The 16,203-nt window shown below is 44.9% G+C and carries 12 protein-coding genes and 1 riboswitch; of the genes, 5 read left to right on the top strand and 7 right to left on the bottom strand.

The genetic code is table 11. The features are described 5' to 3' along the window. The first annotated feature begins 64 nt into the window (after positions 1 to 64). A riboswitch (FMN riboswitch) is annotated at positions 65 to 246 on the top strand. Between the two features lie 118 nt (positions 247 to 364). Then, positions 365 to 1,294, top strand: coding sequence for a DMT family transporter (locus B6N13_RS05995; RefSeq protein ID WP_169458825.1), 930 nt, complete (start codon positions 365 to 367; stop codon positions 1,292 to 1,294). A gap of 28 nt (positions 1,295 to 1,322) precedes the next feature. On the opposite strand, the gene B6N13_RS05990 is transcribed toward B6N13_RS05995, so the two are convergent. From B6N13_RS05990 to B6N13_RS05975, 4 genes are read right to left on the bottom strand one after another with little or no spacing between them, the layout of a single operon-like run. Further along, positions 1,323 to 3,968, bottom strand: a complete 2,646-nt coding sequence (locus tag B6N13_RS05990; protein ID WP_169458824.1) for a type I restriction endonuclease subunit R — start codon at positions 3,966 to 3,968, stop codon at positions 1,323 to 1,325. Beyond that, positions 3,961 to 5,343 (bottom strand): RNA-binding domain-containing protein, encoded by a 1,383-nt coding sequence (locus B6N13_RS05985; protein ID WP_169458823.1) that lies wholly within the window; start codon positions 5,341 to 5,343, stop codon positions 3,961 to 3,963. The genes B6N13_RS05990 and B6N13_RS05985 overlap by 8 nt, the downstream gene beginning before the upstream one ends. Before the next feature lie 18 nt (positions 5,344 to 5,361). Next, positions 5,362 to 6,567 (bottom strand): restriction endonuclease subunit S, encoded by a 1,206-nt coding sequence (locus B6N13_RS05980; RefSeq protein WP_169458822.1) that lies wholly within the window; start codon positions 6,565 to 6,567, stop codon positions 5,362 to 5,364. Next, the gene (locus B6N13_RS05975) at positions 6,567 to 8,033 is read right to left on the bottom strand and encodes an N-6 DNA methylase (protein ID WP_169458821.1); all 1,467 of its coding nucleotides are present in this window, start codon (positions 8,031 to 8,033) and stop codon (positions 6,567 to 6,569) included. Before B6N13_RS05975 ends, B6N13_RS05980 begins: the two co-directional genes overlap by 1 nt. A 211-nt stretch (positions 8,034 to 8,244) precedes the next feature. Between B6N13_RS05975 and B6N13_RS05970 the strand changes: the two genes are divergently transcribed. From B6N13_RS05970 to B6N13_RS05960, 3 genes are all read left to right on the top strand, one after another. Beyond that, complete coding sequence (locus B6N13_RS05970; protein WP_011978012.1) at positions 8,245 to 9,453, top strand: MFS transporter; 1,209 nt, start codon at positions 8,245 to 8,247, stop codon at positions 9,451 to 9,453. A 235-nt stretch (positions 9,454 to 9,688) separates the two neighbouring features. Then, positions 9,689 to 11,839 (top strand): FAD-dependent oxidoreductase, encoded by a 2,151-nt coding sequence (locus B6N13_RS05965; protein ID WP_169458820.1) that lies wholly within the window; start codon positions 9,689 to 9,691, stop codon positions 11,837 to 11,839. Between the two features lie 4 nt (positions 11,840 to 11,843). Then, the gene (locus B6N13_RS05960; RefSeq protein ID WP_169458819.1) at positions 11,844 to 12,662 is read left to right on the top strand and encodes a DUF547 domain-containing protein; all 819 of its coding nucleotides are present in this window, start codon (positions 11,844 to 11,846) and stop codon (positions 12,660 to 12,662) included. Here B6N13_RS05960 and B6N13_RS05955 read toward each other — a convergent pair. After that, positions 12,657 to 13,571, bottom strand: a complete 915-nt coding sequence (locus B6N13_RS05955) for a LysR family transcriptional regulator (RefSeq protein WP_248280243.1) — start codon at positions 13,569 to 13,571, stop codon at positions 12,657 to 12,659. The two genes, B6N13_RS05960 and B6N13_RS05955, sit on opposite strands and share 6 nt — an antisense overlap. A 129-nt stretch (positions 13,572 to 13,700) precedes the next feature. On the opposite strand from B6N13_RS05955, the gene B6N13_RS05950 reads away from it, so the two are divergent. Continuing rightward, positions 13,701 to 14,423, top strand: coding sequence for a sulfite exporter TauE/SafE family protein (locus B6N13_RS05950; protein ID WP_011978016.1), 723 nt, complete (start codon positions 13,701 to 13,703; stop codon positions 14,421 to 14,423). Between the two features lie 5 nt (positions 14,424 to 14,428). Here B6N13_RS05950 and B6N13_RS05945 read toward each other — a convergent pair whose 3' ends face one another. Together B6N13_RS05945 and B6N13_RS05940 are read right to left on the bottom strand one after the other, a co-directional pair. Beyond that, positions 14,429 to 15,280, bottom strand: coding sequence for an ABC transporter permease subunit (locus tag B6N13_RS05945; RefSeq protein WP_169458817.1), 852 nt, complete (start codon positions 15,278 to 15,280; stop codon positions 14,429 to 14,431). Further along, complete coding sequence (locus tag B6N13_RS05940; protein WP_011978018.1) at positions 15,280 to 16,128, bottom strand: sugar ABC transporter permease; 849 nt, start codon at positions 16,126 to 16,128, stop codon at positions 15,280 to 15,282. The genes B6N13_RS05945 and B6N13_RS05940 overlap by 1 nt, the downstream gene beginning before the upstream one ends. Positions 16,129 to 16,203 lie beyond the last annotated feature (75 nt).

The raw sequence follows: 16,203 nt of genomic DNA, 5'->3' as shown, positions 1-16,203 counted from the left end.
AGTGATAGAACGTATTGCCTAAGTTGAGTGATGGGTTTAAAGTTAAGGCTGAATTTATACATTAATCGAACTTCGGGGCGGGGCGAAATTCCCCACCGGCGGTGATTTGCTTGATTGAATAATCCAGTAAACAGCCCGCGAGCGCCTTGTTACTTTTCTTACGACATGTTTTTTAAGCAACAAGGGTCAGCAGATCTGGTGAGACTCCAGAGCCGACGGTTACAGTCCGGATGATAGAAGATCGACCAAGTCTTAGTTGCGCCTAATTTCTTTAGGTGTTTCTGTTCTGTGCTTTTTATGTGCAGTGCTTGGTACTATTCGTTCTCATCACCCCTGTGCATCTTATTATTTGGAGAAACCAAAGATGGCAGGAACATTCTTTATCATGATCGCGTGCTTCACGTGGGCGCTTGATACTTTAATTCGTTATCCTCTTTTGGGTGCGGGTTATTCCACTCTGCAAATTGTTTTAATCGAACACCTTACCTTAGTGCTTTTTGTCGCCCCGTTGCTGTGGCGTTATCGTCATGTCTATCGTCATATGTCGATAGGTGGCTTTTCGTGCTTGTTCTTTATTGGTGGTATTGGTTCGGCCATGGGAACCTTGGCTTTTACCGAAGCTTTCCACTATTTGAATCCTACTGTGGTGATTTTGCTGCAAAAGCTTCAGCCGATTGTGGCGATTTTACTCGCCTATTGGTTGCTTAAAGAACGCATCGAAGGGCATTTTGTGCAATGGGCGGCAGTCATATTATTAGGCAGTTTCGTGATGATGTGGCCGGATTTGCGTCAGCTTGGTGATGCCCAATGGCATTATTCAAGCGACACGACGAGTATTCTAAAAGGCTACGGTTATACGCTCATTGCGGTTGTTGCGTGGGGCGCAGCAACCGTGTGTGGTAAGTATCTGTCCCATCAACACATGCCGGCCAATGCGATTATGTCTGGCCGTTTTGTGGCTGGATTATTGGTGTTATTACCGCTGGCATTAGCTCAGTCAGATACCTTAATTGCCATGAAACCTGTCGATCTTAGTCTGGCCGTTGCCATGGCGCTGCTCAGTGGTTTTATTGGTATGTGGTTCTACTACCAAGGTTTAAAAACCGTACCAGCGCAACTGGCTACCTTGGCCGAGCTGTCTTTCCCTGTCTTCGCCGCCGCCATCAACTGGCTCTTCCTTGATATGGGCTTAACGGCTTATCAAATCATCGGCGGTATGATGCTGATTCTGGGCAATATCGGCTTGCGTATGAAAGAACTGAGAAAAGAAGAATTGACCCCAGCGGTTCAGTAAGAGGTCTTTTTGCTCTCTTACTGACAATCTATTCGTATAAATAACGTTGGAATTTAATAAAGGTGTCGCGTATCGCCGCAGGAGAGCCAAATTCTGCGGCGGCGTCACTGATGGTGTTGTATTTAAGTTCAACTAAGCTGCGCATTTTCTTAGCGGCTAATTCTTGTACGCCATCTTCTATGTATTTATCTAAAATGAACTCGATAAACTCGACTTGTTTGTAGGTGAACGCCTTGGAAATACTGGGTTTCGCATTGAATACACGTTCTTTGCGAGTGTGAGTGTCTCTGGCATAAGCCACATAAGCTAATAGGTCATACACGTCACTGTCTTTGGCATCGATAATATCTTTCATGCTATCGAGTTTTTCATCGTCGTAACCTGCTTCATGCAAATCCGTTAAAAGCTTTTCACGCGTTGTCGGGTCACTCCAAATGTTACGCAATTCATCTTCATTACGGAAAAAGCGCGGTAGATCACCAAACATTTCACCGATAAATTGATAAGCCGTCAGCATATCGCCATTCGCGCCCATAAACAAAACACTTTTCATGTGCTGTATTTGACGTGTTTTACCATCTGTTAGCGTGATGACTATTTTTTCTGGTTTGCTGGGCTCATCGTCATCATCCGTCGCACAGCTGCAAGGCGTATTTCCGCAGTTTTGACAAGGCCCATCTGATCCTTCGGAGCATTGGCAAGGAGATTGTTGGCACACATCACACGGCTCGTCTAGCATATCAATTTGGCAATTACATGGGTTAAAGCCACAATCCAAACACAGACAAGTGCAAGGGTTAGTATGGCAAATATCGCAAGGTTCTGCGTCTATTTTGCCTTCAGGAGGCAGCGGTTCACCATCCCATTCAGGATCGGAAAAGTTATGATGCGCTTTGACAAAGTCGTAGATGGTGAAAAAGGATTTGCCATCGTACATTCGCGTACCACGACCAATAATCTGCTTAAACTCAATCATGTTTTTGCATTCACGCATCAACACGATATTGCGCACGTTACGGGCGTCTACGCCGGTCGATAACTTACGCGACGTCGTTAATATGGTCGGTATGGTTTTTTCGTTATCACAGAAGGTACGTAAGTCGTTTTCGCCCGCTGCGCCGTCGTTGGCCGTAATACGCACGCAATAATTAGGATTGGTCGTCCACCTTTTTGCGCGAGCGTATTGGTTAATATAATCACGTACTTGGCCAGCGTGTTCTTGGGTGGCACAAAATACGATGGTTTTTTCCTTCGGATTAATATGATCCATCCAATACTGCACACGCTTTTCTTCCCGTTTGGGGATCGTGATGATGCGGTTAAAATCGCTTTCTTTATAGACTCTGCCAGGTTCTGGTTCGCCTTTAAAACTGACAGCATCGCCCGGCGTGTAAACATATTCATCCATGGTGCCGACAATGGGATAAACCTTAAACGGTGTTAAAAAGCCGTCATTAATGCCTTCTTTTAAGGTATAGCTATAAACAGGCTCGCCAAAGTATTTATAACTGTCGGCATTGTCGGTGCGCTTTGGTGTCGCAGTTAAACCCAACTGCACAGCGGGAGAGAAGTAGTTGAGAATATCGCGCCATGAGCTTTCATCATTGGCGCCACCGCGGTGACATTCGTCGATGATAATGAAATCAAAAAAGTCTTCTGGATAGTGTCTGAAATTACAATCGCTGGTGTCGGTGAGTAAGGGCTGCGCGAAGTCTTCGCTTTCCAGTTCTTCTTCTGAGTCTACATTCCCATTACTGGCTGCATTCGTTGCTGAATCCGTCATCAGGGTTTGGAAAATCGCCATAAAGATACTGGCGTTTTTAGGGACGCCCTTGGCTTTTTTGATTTCACTCGGTGTAATCCTGACCACCGCGTCTTCACCAAAAGCACCAAAGTCATTAAAGGCTTGTTTGGTTAAGACATTTCGATCGGCAAGAAATAAAATACGGGGGCGCTTTTTCGCGTTGCTTGGATTTTTCGCTGCCTGCAAACTCCAGCGACTATGAAATAATTTCCAGGTGATTTGAAACGCAATACAGGTTTTCCCGGTGCCTGTGGCAAGGGTCAGCAAAATACGATCTTTGCCTTGGGCGATGGCTTCTAAGGCTTGGTTAATGGCGTTTTCTTGATAATAGCGCGGTTGCCAGTCGCCTTTCTTTTCAAAAGGGATTTGGGAGAAACGCTCGCGCCATGTGCTGGTAAACTTAGGTTCTGCTACGCCGTTATTATTGCCACCACTGAAAGCCGCCGCCCACATTTCCTCAGGGCTTAAATAACGGTCTACTTGCTTCTCTTCGCCCGTTACCATGTCTATTTGGTAAATTTCATGGCCGTTGGTGGCATAAGCAAAACGACACTGTAAACGCTGAGCGTAGTCTTTTGCTTGGCGTACGCCTTCGGTGTAACTTAGGTTTTCTCGTTTCGCCTCAACCGCGGCTAATTTACGACCTTTAAACTCCAATACATAGTCGCACTTTAGGTTTGCAGCACGTTTACCGCCCCCTAAAATACGGCCAGCGGTGATCTCTACTTCACGACGAATGACACTCAGGTCACTAGCTGTCGGATCAATAACATTAGGATCACTAGCATTAGGGTTAATAACGCCCCAGCCGTCTAAGGCCAATTTAGGCGAGATTAACTCAGCACGGGTTTCAGATTCGTTTCTAGTCATGATTATCGTCCGTTGGTTTGACCGTGACATAACGCTGTTTAGGGCTTCTGGGTTTGTCTGGAAGGGTCATTTCTAGTTGCCCTGAATCGAGCAATGGTATTAACAGACTATCCCTAAAATGCTCTCGGTGACTGACCTCTAAATGCGTCATCATTTCTTTTGTCGTTCTCGGTTCCACGCAGTAGAGTAATAGCGTTTCAGCTTGTCCGGTAGCTTGTCCGGTAGCTTGTCCGGTAGCTTGTCCGGTAGTTTGGTCATTCATCACTAGCACTTGGCTAAAGGGTAAGACTAAACGAGTAAAGTTGTCGGTGAAGTAAAAGGCGTCTTTGCTGTAGCTTTGTAATATACGCGGTATGCCAGAGCCTAGTTGTTCCACTAAATCCACGTCTCTAAACACCCGCATGAGTTCTTTGTTTTGCGGTACCGAATAGCCCATAAAGAATTCATCTTGGCTAAAGCTTTGTGGCAAACCACCTGCTGAAGTGATTTCTAAACGATCCGCAAACAGCTCAAACTTAGGTGGTACTTCGCGGCTGTAAGCATTATGGATAATTGCATTAATCACGGCTTCACGAAGCGCTATCGGGTTTAACAGCTTGGTTTCGTTACGGGTGCTATCGGTAATGGTGGCGAGGGTTTTGTTTTCTACCTTGAGTTTTTCTAGCACGGCTTTGGTCGCTTTGATCAAACAGCAATAGCCGTATTCTTCGTTTTCGATTAGGTTAATCCGATCCAGCCCTGCGTATTTCGCCACCTTGATCGACATGCCATTGTTATCGGCTAATAAATAAGCCGCGTAGTTAAAATCGCCTTCCGCGGTTAATAGCTCTAAGTTGCGGGCAAATTGCTCGTTAAGAGGCAAATCTCGCTCTTGGTAATAGATTTTAAGCTGTTCAAAGTGTAGGTCTTGATTGCGTGAGCGCATATTGCCAATGGAGTTACGCGTGCGGGTGGCAAATAAGGTTTCGATCATGCGTTGCGGCATAGGCTCCGCCGCCGAACCAATCCGAATAAAACACCCTTTGGGAGACATGCCCGCTTTGCGTAAGTAGTAAGGTTGTTCTGAACCGCGGGCGACGACGATTTTGATGATGTTTTTATCTTGATAGCGTTCGATTAACACATCGAACAAGCCCATGGTCGAAGGGCTGATGTTTTGTTTAATGCGGTCTTTAATTTGTAATTGCAGTTGGTCTAGTTTGTCTAAACTCAGCGCTTGACCATCATCGTCAATGCCAATATAAATCAAGCCGCCGTCGTGGGCGTTTAAAAACGCCACCACTTCTTTTTCTAGCCCGTCCGTCAACTGGCGTTTGAACTCCACTCGTTGGCCTTCGACTAAAGGAGGTTGATTTACATGGGTATTGTTCAGCATTAGATCGTCCTTATCTAGTTACTCGACTGTGTTGGTTAACTCACCGCTAAAGGCTTTTTGTAAAATGGATTTCTTGAGCTCGTCTATGGCGTTTAGTTTAGATTTATATGTTATTTCTAACTTATCCAAATTCTCTCTCAGAAAAGTTATCTGTGAAACAAGTGTCTTTTGTTCTTCAATACTTGGTAGAACAAGTGGCAATTCTTTGATTATTCCCATATTCAAGCCAGCCATGATTGAACCTTTAGCTCGACTTAATAGGTATTCTTTAGCCAGTGGATGATAAAGAAAATAAGCATGTAAATATTCTGGCAAGCATTTACTTTTGTCTAATGTGATACAACAAATGTGCTTTGTGTTGATGGCTTTAGGAATATTTTCTGGAACTATCGCGCACCTGCCACACGTCCCCATGATGGTAATTAGAACATCTCCCGGATTCACTTCAAAGCGTGATAGTTCTTCAAATTTTTCAGATGTTATGAAGCGTTTCGCTCCCCATTGGAAGTGGTTATTTACCGCATTATCAATGCCTAATACGGCAATACCTGAGTCAACAATTTCTTTCTTGAGTAACTGACTTCCAAATGGGCCTGTTCTCATTGCGCCCTTTTCATTTTTAGCAACATCTAACACCGTACATGATGGAATAGCATCAGTTGAAAAAATAGACATTGAACAAGCTGATTCAAATAACTCGAGGGCGTTCTTTAGGTTTTGTTCGGTTTTGGCGCGGGTTTGTTCTAAGTCGGCAAACACAGTGTCGAGAATTGACACGATACGTTTTTGTTCCGGAATTGAAGGGAGTGTAATTTCAGTGTTTCTGATTTTTTGCTGCGAAATATTTGGTTGTGCATTTCCAACAGCTTGTGCTACCAGTAGGTCTTTATGATTTAAAAAGAAATAATATAAATATTCAGGTAACACTTTATCGTTTGGATAAATACCGCAGACAGCCTGATTTGTCGAAGCTTCACAACGTAAAATACCAACCTCACCAGCGGTTGCGCCATACATTGCTATTAAAACAGTATTAATTGGAAACATCTTTGCAGACGAACCTTCTAAGCCTTCTTGCGTTATAAATTTTTTGGTTTCGATAATATCACGATTACCAACTTCACCACTAAGCAACCAAGGAATATTGCCACCTTCATAAAACTTACGATTACTTTTTAACGGTGTACCGCCAGCTCCCGTCTTACAGAAATCACCGACCTTCATCACAACAACTCCTGAATCTTGGCTAAGATCGCCTCGGACTCTTTATCGAGCGCAATTATGTCTTCAATAATGGCTTTCGGTTCACGCAGTGGTGCGGTTTCGGCGATGTTGGGGTTTTTCACCGATAAATCATAAGTGGTTTGGTCTATGTCGCTGATGGCGAGCGACCATGATTTGTTAGAGCTCTCAAAGCCCTTTTGAAGTAATACAAAGTCCGCTAGGTCGTTGTCGTTTAATGGGTTGGTTTTGCCCATGTTGCGGCCGACATTGAGTTCATAAAACCACGTATTTAAGGTGGGTTCGCCTTTGGTGAAAAACAGTACCACGGTTTTCACACCAGCACCGATAAAGGTACCGCCGGGACAATCGAGTATGGTGTGTAGATTACAGTTTTCTAGTAGCTCTTTGCGCAGCTTGATCGCGGCGTTGTCGGTGTTGCTTAAAAAGGTATTTTTAATCACCACCGCTGCACGGCCACCCGGTTTGAGCATTTTGATAAAGTGCTGCAAAAACAAGAAGGCGGTTTCGCCGGTTTGGATCGGGAAGTTCTCTTGTACTTCTTTGCGTTCTTTACCACCAAAGGGAGGGTTGGCCAATATAATGTCGTGCTGGTTGCTTGGCTGAATGTCCATGAGATTTTCAGACAAGGTGTTGGTGTGTAACACGTTAGGCGCTTCGATGCCGTGCAATATCATGTTCATGATGGCAATCACGTAGGCCAGTGACTTTTTCTCTTTGGCATAAAAAGTACGGGTTTGCAGGATGTCTAAATCATTGGTGCTTAACGGTTTCTTCTCTCGGCCACCTTGGCGAAGGTAATCAAAGGCTTCACATAAAAATCCAGCCGAACCGGCCGCGCCGTCGTATATGGTTTCGCCAATTTTTGGTTGCATCACATCGATCATGGCGCGAATTAACGGGCGCGGTGTGTAGTATTCACCACCGTTACGGCCTGCGTTGCCCATGTTTTTGATTTTGGCTTCGTACAAATGGCTCAGTTCGTGCTTTTCATCTTGTGAGCGAAAGCGTAATTGATCAACTTTTTCCAGCGCATCACGGAGTGAATAACCACTTTGAATTTTGTTTTTGATTTCGCTAAAAATCTCGCCAATTTTGTATTCAATGGTGTTGGCGTTGTCGGCGCGTTGTTTGAAGCTTTTTAGGTAAGGGAAGAGTTCGCCGTCGACGAAGTCCATGAGGTCGTCACCAGTTAAGGCGTTGTTGTGGTCAAACTTGCCTTCGGCGTTTTTTGGCGCCGCCCATGCGCTCCAACGATAAGGTTCGTCGATGATGAATTGGTAGGTTTCCATCATCATTTCGGCTTCTTGGGATTTAGTAAATTCAAGATCGTCGAGGTATTTTAAAAACAGCATCCATGATGATTGTTCGGTGTAATCTAGCTCGGAAGAGCAGCCTGCGTCTTTGTGGAAGATGTCGTCGATGTTTTTAAATACTTGTTCAAACATTAATGTCCCTAGTGAGCGAGTGCTCTTTTTCTCAATAATGGCGAGATTGTACTTTAGTAGATATAAGTTTTCCTTTTTTAATTCCGCAAATACCTGCCCATCTTTGGTGCTTTTTGCTTTAGAATAGCGCCCATAATTTGTCCATCAGGTCAGTTTTAAGTACATCTTTTTTGATCGATGGCTTAATTTTTATTCTAATTAAGGAAGCGAGATGCCAAACACCTCTTTTCAATCATCAATCACTGAACCAAAAACCCAGTGGCTAAACGTTATTTTGCTGTGGGTTGCTGGCATTTCTGCTGCGATGCAGTTTGCGAAGTTTTCCGTGTCTTTCGATGATTTGCTTGTGCATTATCAAGCTGGTGCAACGTCAACCGGTGCGGCATTGTCTGCGGTTGGCATTGCAGGTCTGGTGTTTGGTGTGTCGGCAGGCATGATCGCTAGTCGCGTTGGTTATTTGAAAGTGCTGGTCGGTGCTTTGCTGCTGGGCGGTGGTTTGTCGCTGATTCAGTCCACTTTGCCGCCTTTTAATGTATTGTTTGTGACGCGCATGCTGGAAGGTTTTTCTCAATTAGGTGTAGTTGTCGCAGCACCAACTCTGATAGCTAAGCTTAGTGCGCCACAACACAAGTCTTTGACCATGGGCATTTGGGGCACCTTCTTTGGTGTCGCGTTTGCTTTGTGTGGTTGGGCCGGTAAGAACATTTTAGATCAATATGGTTTGCAGACGTTGTTTTTAAGCCATGGCGTTTTCATCATGACAATCGGTGTGGTGTTGTTCTTCAAGTTAAGAAAAAATCCAGTACTGGACTTGGTCCCAGTGACGGAAATTCAGGATGGCTTCTTTAAGCAGATGATAAAAATTTATCGCAATCCTCGTGCTTTGTTGCCAAGCTGTGTGTTTTTGTTTTATACCTGCACTTTGGTGTCTGTGTTGACCTACGTGCCTGGTTTGATTGGTGATTCGACACTACAGAAGTTGATGTTGGTTGTGTTACCTCTAATCAGTACTAGCGGTACTTTTTTAGCGGGCGCCATTGCACAATATTTGATGCGGCCACAGCGTGTTGCATTGATGGCGTATTTTGGCGTGGCAGCTAGCGTGATTGTGTTGTCATTGATCAGTGGTTCGGCCGAACTATTCTGTGTTGTGGTTGGTGTGATGGTGCTGTTTCTTGGCATGGTGCCAGGTTCTGCATTGGCGATGATTCCAACTCTCGCTCGTAATCCAAGTGAACAAGCGCAAGGTTATGGTTTACTCGCTCAGTTTGGTAATATTGGTGCGACCGTTGGCCCACCGACGTTTGCAACGGCAATCGCGATGTATGGCCTTGTTGGCTTGGTCGTGTTGGTCTTGTGCGTGTGCTGTTTTGGTGTGTTGTTTAGCCTTTGGGCTGGTCGTATTAAAGCCGTTGTTTAATTCGTTTACTTACTTTTCTTGGCAACGCTTTTTGTAAGCGTTGCCGTCTTTAGCTGCTATGCCGTGCAGCTTGTCTGCTTTTGCTTTACTCTCTTATTTATACACTTTTGGGTTTATTTCAGAAAATACGCCAAGATGCTGTAATAATTTCCGCTGGAGTCGAGTCTAACCTTTATATATCGATTCTTGTCTTGGCTTTCACCGTGAGTTGAAAGGCTCTTTTGGAGTTCTACTAATGAAAAAAATTGCATTGCTGGTATTGATTGCCGCATTGGCCACGGGCTTTTTTTATTTTGATTTACACCAGCTATTAACGCTGGAAGGTTTGAAATCGGGCCTTGTGCAATTTGAAGAATGGCAAGCCGAAAGACCTTTCTTGGTCGGCGGTGTGTTTTTACTTTTGTATGTCATTGTCACGGCTCTGTCCTTGCCTGGTGCGGCGATCATGACATTGGCGGCAGGGGCCTTGTTTGGTTTAGCTTGGGGGACGCTGATTGTGTCTTTTGCCAGCTCCATTGGCGCGACCTTGGCGTTTCTGGTTTCCCGCTATCTGCTTCAAGACACAGTGCAAAAACGCTTTGGTGAACGTTTAAAAGCGATTAACGAGGGAATAGAAAGGGAGGGCGCTTTCTATTTATTTACACTGCGTTTGGTTCCTATCTTCCCGTTTTTCCTCATTAATTTGCTGATGGGGTTAACTACTATTCGTGCTTTGACTTTTTATTGGGTGAGTCAAATCGGTATGTTCGCAGGCACCTTGGTGTACGTGAATGCCGGAACACAATTGGGGCAGTTAGAGAGTTTGTCAGGAATTTTGTCGCCTTCGCTTTTATTGTCTTTTGTCTTGCTGGGCGTGTTTCCTCTTATCGCGAAAAAAATAGTCGATGTAGTGAAAGCGCGTCGCGTTTATGCTGGATTTACCAAGCCAAAATCCTTTGATCGAAATTTGATTGTTATTGGTGCTGGGGCTGGTGGCTTAGTGAGTGCTTACATCGCAGCCACAGTGAAGGCCAAAGTGACCTTGATCGAAGCCCATAAAATGGGGGGGGATTGCCTGAATTATGGTTGTGTGCCAAGCAAGGCGCTGATTAAAAGCGCCAAAGTGGCTCACCAAATGCGCCATGCCGAAAACTATGGTTTGAACAGCAGCGAGCCGACTTTTTCTTTCAAAAAGGTCATGCAACGTATTCACGATGTGATCGCAAAAATCGAACCCCACGACAGCGTTGAGCGTTACAGTAAAATGGGTGTGGATGTGGTGCAAGGCTACGCCAAGCTGATTGACCCTTGGACCGTGGAGATTCAATTGAATGACGGCGGAACGACACGGCTCACAGCGCGCAGTATTGTGTTGGCGACTGGCGCGCGTCCATTTGTGCCTGACTTGCCGGGGTTGGACGAGGTGGGTTATTACACCAGCGATACTATGTGGGAAGCCTTTGCGAAATTCGACGAGCCGCCGAAGCGTTTGGTGGTGTTAGGCGGCGGCCCGATTGGTTGTGAGCTGGCACAAAGTTTTGCTCGCTTGGGGTCGACAGTGACGCAAGTGGAGCGCTCGGCTCGTATTATGGGGCGAGAAGACGAAGAAGTGTCTGTGCTGGCGCAAGAAAGTCTGCGGCAAGATGGTGTTAATATTCTGACATCACACAATGCGCTGCGCTGCGAGAAAGAAGGCGAGGTGAAGCGTCTGATCGTCGAACACGATGGACAAGAGTCTGTGGTGGAGTTTGATGCGCTTATCTGTGCCGTTGGTCGTGAAGCCCGCCTTGAAGGTTACGGCTTGGAAAACTTGGGGATTGAAACCAAGGGCACGATTGTCACGAACGATTACCTTGAAACTCTTTATCCGAATATTTTTGCCGCAGGTGATGTAGCGGGGCCGTATCAATTTACCCATGTGGCCGCTCACCAAGCTTGGTATGCCGCGGTAAATGCGCTATTTGGTTCCTTCAAAAAATTCCGTGTGGATTATCGCGTGATTCCTTGGACCACCTTTGTTGATCCTGAAGTGGCGCGAGTGGGCCTGAGCGAGCAAGATGCCAAAGAAAAAGGCATTGATTATGAGATGGTGCGTTACGATTTGGATGACCTTGATCGTGCCATTGCCGATAGCGCCGCCAAAGGCTTTGTGAAAGTGCTGACGGTTCCGGGCAAGGATAAGATTTTAGGCGTCACAATAGTGGGCGAACATGCTGGGGATTTGCTGGCCGAGTTTGTCTTAGCAATGAAACATGGTCTGGGTCTGAACAAGGTGCTCGGCACCATTCACACTTACCCAACCTGGGCTGAAGCCAATAAATACGCTGCCGGTGAATGGAAGCGTGCCCACGCGCCACAGCGGATATTGAATTGGCTGGAAAAATACCACACTTGGCGTCGAGGTTAATTCGATGAAAAAACTTCGCCTATTGGTTGTGACTCTATTGAACTTTGTTTTTGTTGGCTTGCTCAGCTCTCAGGTGAGCGCGGCAAACGGATTTGACCATAGTCGATGGGACATGTTGCTAAAACAGCATGTGCTGCCGCTCAATGGCGGTCAGGCAAGCCAAGTGGATTACCAAGGCTTTGCCGATGATAAGCCCGAACTGGATCGCTACTTGGCGGCTTTATCGAAAGTGAAAAGCGGCGAGTTTGATGCTTGGCCGAAAGACGAGCAATTGGCGTTTTTGATCAATGCTTATAATGCGTGGACGGTGGATTTGATTCTAACCAAATGGCCTGATTTGGATTCGATTAAAGATCTGGGCAGTTTTTTTCGTTCACCGTGGAGCCAGTCTTTTATTCCATTATTAGGTGAAACGCGCTCTTTGGATGACATTGAGCATAATTTGATTCGTGGTTCGGATCGTTATCAAGATCCGCGCATTCATTTCGCGGTGAATTGCGCCAGTGTCGGTTGTCCAGCGCTTCGCAATGAAGCTTATACGGGCAAGCATTTAGATGCTCAGTTAGACGAACAAACTCGGCTTTTCTTGGAAGATCGCACTCGAAATCGAATAGAAGTCGACAAATTAGCGCTTTCCTCGATTTTTAAATGGTATCGAGAAGACTTTGAAAAAGGTTGGAAGGGTTATAGCTCATTGGAGCAATTTTTACTGGATCATACCGCGGATTTGTCTTTAAACTCTGCCGAGGTTCAGAAGCTTAAAGACAAAGATATGAGCATTCGTTTCTTAGATTACGATTGGGCATTAAATAAAACCTTATAGATCGATTTCTATGGTTGGCGAAGGTGAAAAGCCTCGCATCATTTCCCAAAAAAGGTTCGCTTGATAACTTTGTGTTTGATGGCGCAAACGTATCATAAAAATAGGCAGCTGATTCTGCGAGGTGAAGTTTTCTACTTCGATTGGGATCAGCTGTTTATTGTCTAGCTCGGATTGAATGTAGTGTTTTGGCATTCTGGCCCAGCCAAAACCATGTAAGAGCAAATTTTTCTTTATCTGAAAGTCATTGACATACCAGCGTTTGCCGGTGGGGAGTACGTATCTGTGGCCATTTCCAGAGGTATTGGCGGCGGTGTTAGTCACCAAAATTTGTGGAATCGAATACAGCTGTTGTTGCTTGATCTTGGTGTCACTTGTGTTGACTGTGGCAAGTAGTTCTGGGCTCATTACCGTGATCATAGTGATTTTATTGATTTCGATAAAAGCGTGTCTGTCATCGAGCCCATAACGAGGGCCAATGGCGATTTCACATTTGTCTTTGGCGAGCTTTTCTTGCACACCATAGAGATGGTCTGTGGTGATATCTAAGGTGACGTCCGCGTGTTGTTGCTGGAAAGCTTTGATGCGCATCATGCAGTTATCGTCTAACGCCATTTGGCTTAAACAAAGCTGAAGTGGTGCTTCTGTGCCTTGGGCGAGATCATGTCCTAAGTTCTCCAATTGTAAGACCTGAGACATCAGTTTTTTGCTTTGTAGAAAGAAGGCATGACCTTCCGCTGTGAGCGTTGGTCGATAGCTATTTCGATCAAACAGCGAGATGCCATATTGTTCTTCTAGGGCTTTTACCGCGGCACTGATTCCTGGTTGAGTCTTATGAATGGAGTCCGCCGCGGAACGAAAACTTCCTGTTTCCACCACAGCAATAAAGGCTCTTAATTGATCTAGCTTCATAACAGACTCCACATGATCACTAATTTTGATCATTATAATAATAAAACGAGATTATTTATTGTTCATTATTTGCCGTATTATTGCACGCATAAACGAATATTTTCGTTGTTAGAAAATAAGGAGTAAGACGTGGATACTGCAATTGTCGTGCTATTTTTAGCGGGATTGATTACTGGCTTTTCAAAATTTTCCGTAGGCGGGATGGGTTTGTTGGTACTGCCTATTTTATTGGTGGCATTTCCTGGACCTGAGGCGTTGGCCGTGTTGCTACCCTTGTACATTATTACCGATATCATGGCGGTTTGGAGCTATCGTTCTAAAGTGAACTGGTCGGTTTTAGTCCGCTTTTTACCTTTGGCTTTTCTCGGTGTTTTTGTCGCCAGTCACTTTTTGGCGAACATCGATGGAGAGCAATTCATTAATTTCTTGGGTTTTATGATCATCGCCATGATCGCACTGGGGTTATATCTGGATTTCCGTCCTGCAACCTTTATGCAAAAGCCTTGGGCTGCCTATTCTATGGGCTTTCTTGGTGGCATTGTTACCATGATGGCGAACGCCGCAGGGCCGCTTTTTAGTTTGTTTTTATTAGAGCAAAAGCTGGATAAAGAAACCTATGTGAGCACACGAGCTTGGGCCTTTTTTATCATTAATGTGGCGAAACTGCCCTTTTATATCGCCCTTGGTTTGTTTTCACTGGAAAGCGTTCAGGTCAGTTTGTACGGACTTCCAGGTTTGGCGATCGGTTCTTTTATTGGTTACCACTTCCTGAAAAAAGTGAACCCAGTGCAATTTAAGTGGCTAATTCGCATAATGTCAGGCATTGCCGCCGTGAAACTGTTTCTTTTCTAGCGGCTTTATTTCCCTAGCTTGGAGAGCATGTCTGGTCGCATAAATTTGTTAATGATGATCATAAATAAAATGGAAGGTACGAGCAGAATCAAAGCGGTGATCGAAGCGATCTGATAGTTACCTTCCATGCTAGCGGTATAAAGCAAAAGTGGTAATGTGCTTATATTCGGTGAACCTACGAAAAAAGTGCCGGTAAATTCGTCTAATGACTCTAAAAAGACAAAAATACAGCTGGCGATTAACCCCGGCGCTGCCTGTGGCAACACAATATGGAAGAAGGTATAGAAAGGCCCTGCGCCTAGATTTCTAGAGGCACGTTCTAGCATAGGATCTGTCGAGGAAAATGCCGCTACGCTGATCCAAATGGAAAACATTAAACCATGTACGCTGTGGACCAAGATTACGCCCAACAAGGTGCCGTTTAAGCCGAAGTCATAAAATAGTCGAGCTATGTTCATATACACGGTTAGATTTGGAAACGCCTGAGGAATTAAAAACAGTAACATCCAAAAAACACGTAACGGCATACTGCGTTTTGAGAGCGCGTAACCTGCGGGAACTGAGACGATTAAACAAACCAACACGGTTAACACCGCAATTAATAAGCTGGTGAACAAAGATCCTGAGACATCGCTATAAGGATTAAAAACTTGCTGCCAGTACTTAAAACCCCATTGGCTTGGCAGTGCATGAGGAAAGTACCAGCTTTCTGTTACGGTCCAAATTAGTAAGTTCATGATTGGGCCAAATATCGCCAACGCGAGCAACAATATAAAAACACATTGCAGCCAGAGATTTATACGCAAAGAACGAATATTTAATGTCTTCAATAAGTTGCCATTCAGTGGATAAATCATCAGTTCGCCCCTTTTTCTTTTAGATTTTGGCGCAGATAAAACCAAGCCAATCCTGCGCAAATACAGTACGACACTAAACCTAGTGCGTTCGCGACGTGATAATCGCCATAAGAATTAATACGAAACGCCATATCAGCAGTCATCATGGTTGGTGAACCTGTTCCTATCATGAGAGGAACCGACAATACTGACATCATGGTGACAATGGATAAGACCATGGCCACACCAAGCGTTGGCGTAATTTGTGGCAGGATAATTTGAAACAAAATACGTAAACGCGAAGCGCCTAAATTGCGTGCGGCACGGATTTGAGAATCATCTAATGCGGCCATCGCGCCTGAAATTAACAAAGTCGAAAAAGCCAACTGCTTCCAAACAAACGTAATAATGATGCCGCTCCAACCAAGAAAAGACACGGTATCCATGGGGGTTAATAAACCAGAAGCGACAAAAGCATTGTTCATTAAGCCATTTTTTGCCAAAAAGCTTCGCATCATTTGCGCGGTAACAATAAAGGGAATGAACAAGGGTAAACGATAAAGAAAGCCCAGTATTTTAGACAAAGAACGAAAAGGCGATAAGGTAATTAGCGCAGCGATGGTAATGGATAAAACTGCTAAAATAGCGACTGAGATCAGCACAATGATGATGGTGAAGAGGATGTCTTTTGAGTAAAGCTCGAAGGCTTTGTTCAAATGGGTGAGAGTGAATTCGCCGCTGTCTAATGTAATGGCCGAATAGAGTGAGAAGCACAAAGGGTATAAAAAGAAAATACCAACCATGAGCGCTGCTGGGGCGATTAACCAAAGATGATTCTTGAGTAGATTGTGCGATGTCGTTTGACGCATGTTTATTTCCAATAACCAACACGAGATAAAATGGCCCCGAGCAGCTTAATTTAGAGCATCAGCGCTCAGGGCTTA

The organism is Marinomonas sp. UCMA 3892 (genome assembly GCF_012726345.1).
Lineage (GTDB): Bacteria > Pseudomonadota > Gammaproteobacteria > Pseudomonadales > Marinomonadaceae > Marinomonas.
Note: the sequence above shows the minus strand (reverse complement) of the source record. Positions and strands in the feature narration are given on the sequence as shown.

Excerpts from the sequence above, each read along its gene's own strand:
- B6N13_RS05995 (WP_169458825.1), top strand. The coding sequence starts at position 365 with ATGGCAGGAACATTCTTTATCATGATCGCGTGCTTCACGTGGGCGCTT.
- B6N13_RS05990 (WP_169458824.1), bottom strand. The coding sequence starts at position 3,968 with ATGACTAGAAACGAATCTGAAACCCGTGCTGAGTTAATCTCGCCTAAA.
- B6N13_RS05985 (WP_169458823.1), bottom strand. The coding sequence starts at position 5,343 with ATGCTGAACAATACCCATGTAAATCAACCTCCTTTAGTCGAAGGCCAA.
- B6N13_RS05980 (WP_169458822.1), bottom strand. The coding sequence starts at position 6,567 with ATGAAGGTCGGTGATTTCTGTAAGACGGGAGCTGGCGGTACACCGTTA.
- B6N13_RS05975 (WP_169458821.1), bottom strand. The coding sequence starts at position 8,033 with ATGTTTGAACAAGTATTTAAAAACATCGACGACATCTTCCACAAAGAC.
- B6N13_RS05970 (WP_011978012.1), top strand. The coding sequence starts at position 8,245 with ATGCCAAACACCTCTTTTCAATCATCAATCACTGAACCAAAAACCCAG.
- B6N13_RS05965 (WP_169458820.1), top strand. The coding sequence starts at position 9,689 with ATGAAAAAAATTGCATTGCTGGTATTGATTGCCGCATTGGCCACGGGC.
- B6N13_RS05960 (WP_169458819.1), top strand. The coding sequence starts at position 11,844 with ATGAAAAAACTTCGCCTATTGGTTGTGACTCTATTGAACTTTGTTTTT.
- B6N13_RS05955 (WP_248280243.1), bottom strand. The coding sequence starts at position 13,571 with ATGAAGCTAGATCAATTAAGAGCCTTTATTGCTGTGGTGGAAACAGGA.
- B6N13_RS05945 (WP_169458817.1), bottom strand. The coding sequence starts at position 15,280 with ATGATTTATCCACTGAATGGCAACTTATTGAAGACATTAAATATTCGT.
- B6N13_RS05940 (WP_011978018.1), bottom strand. The coding sequence starts at position 16,128 with ATGCGTCAAACGACATCGCACAATCTACTCAAGAATCATCTTTGGTTA.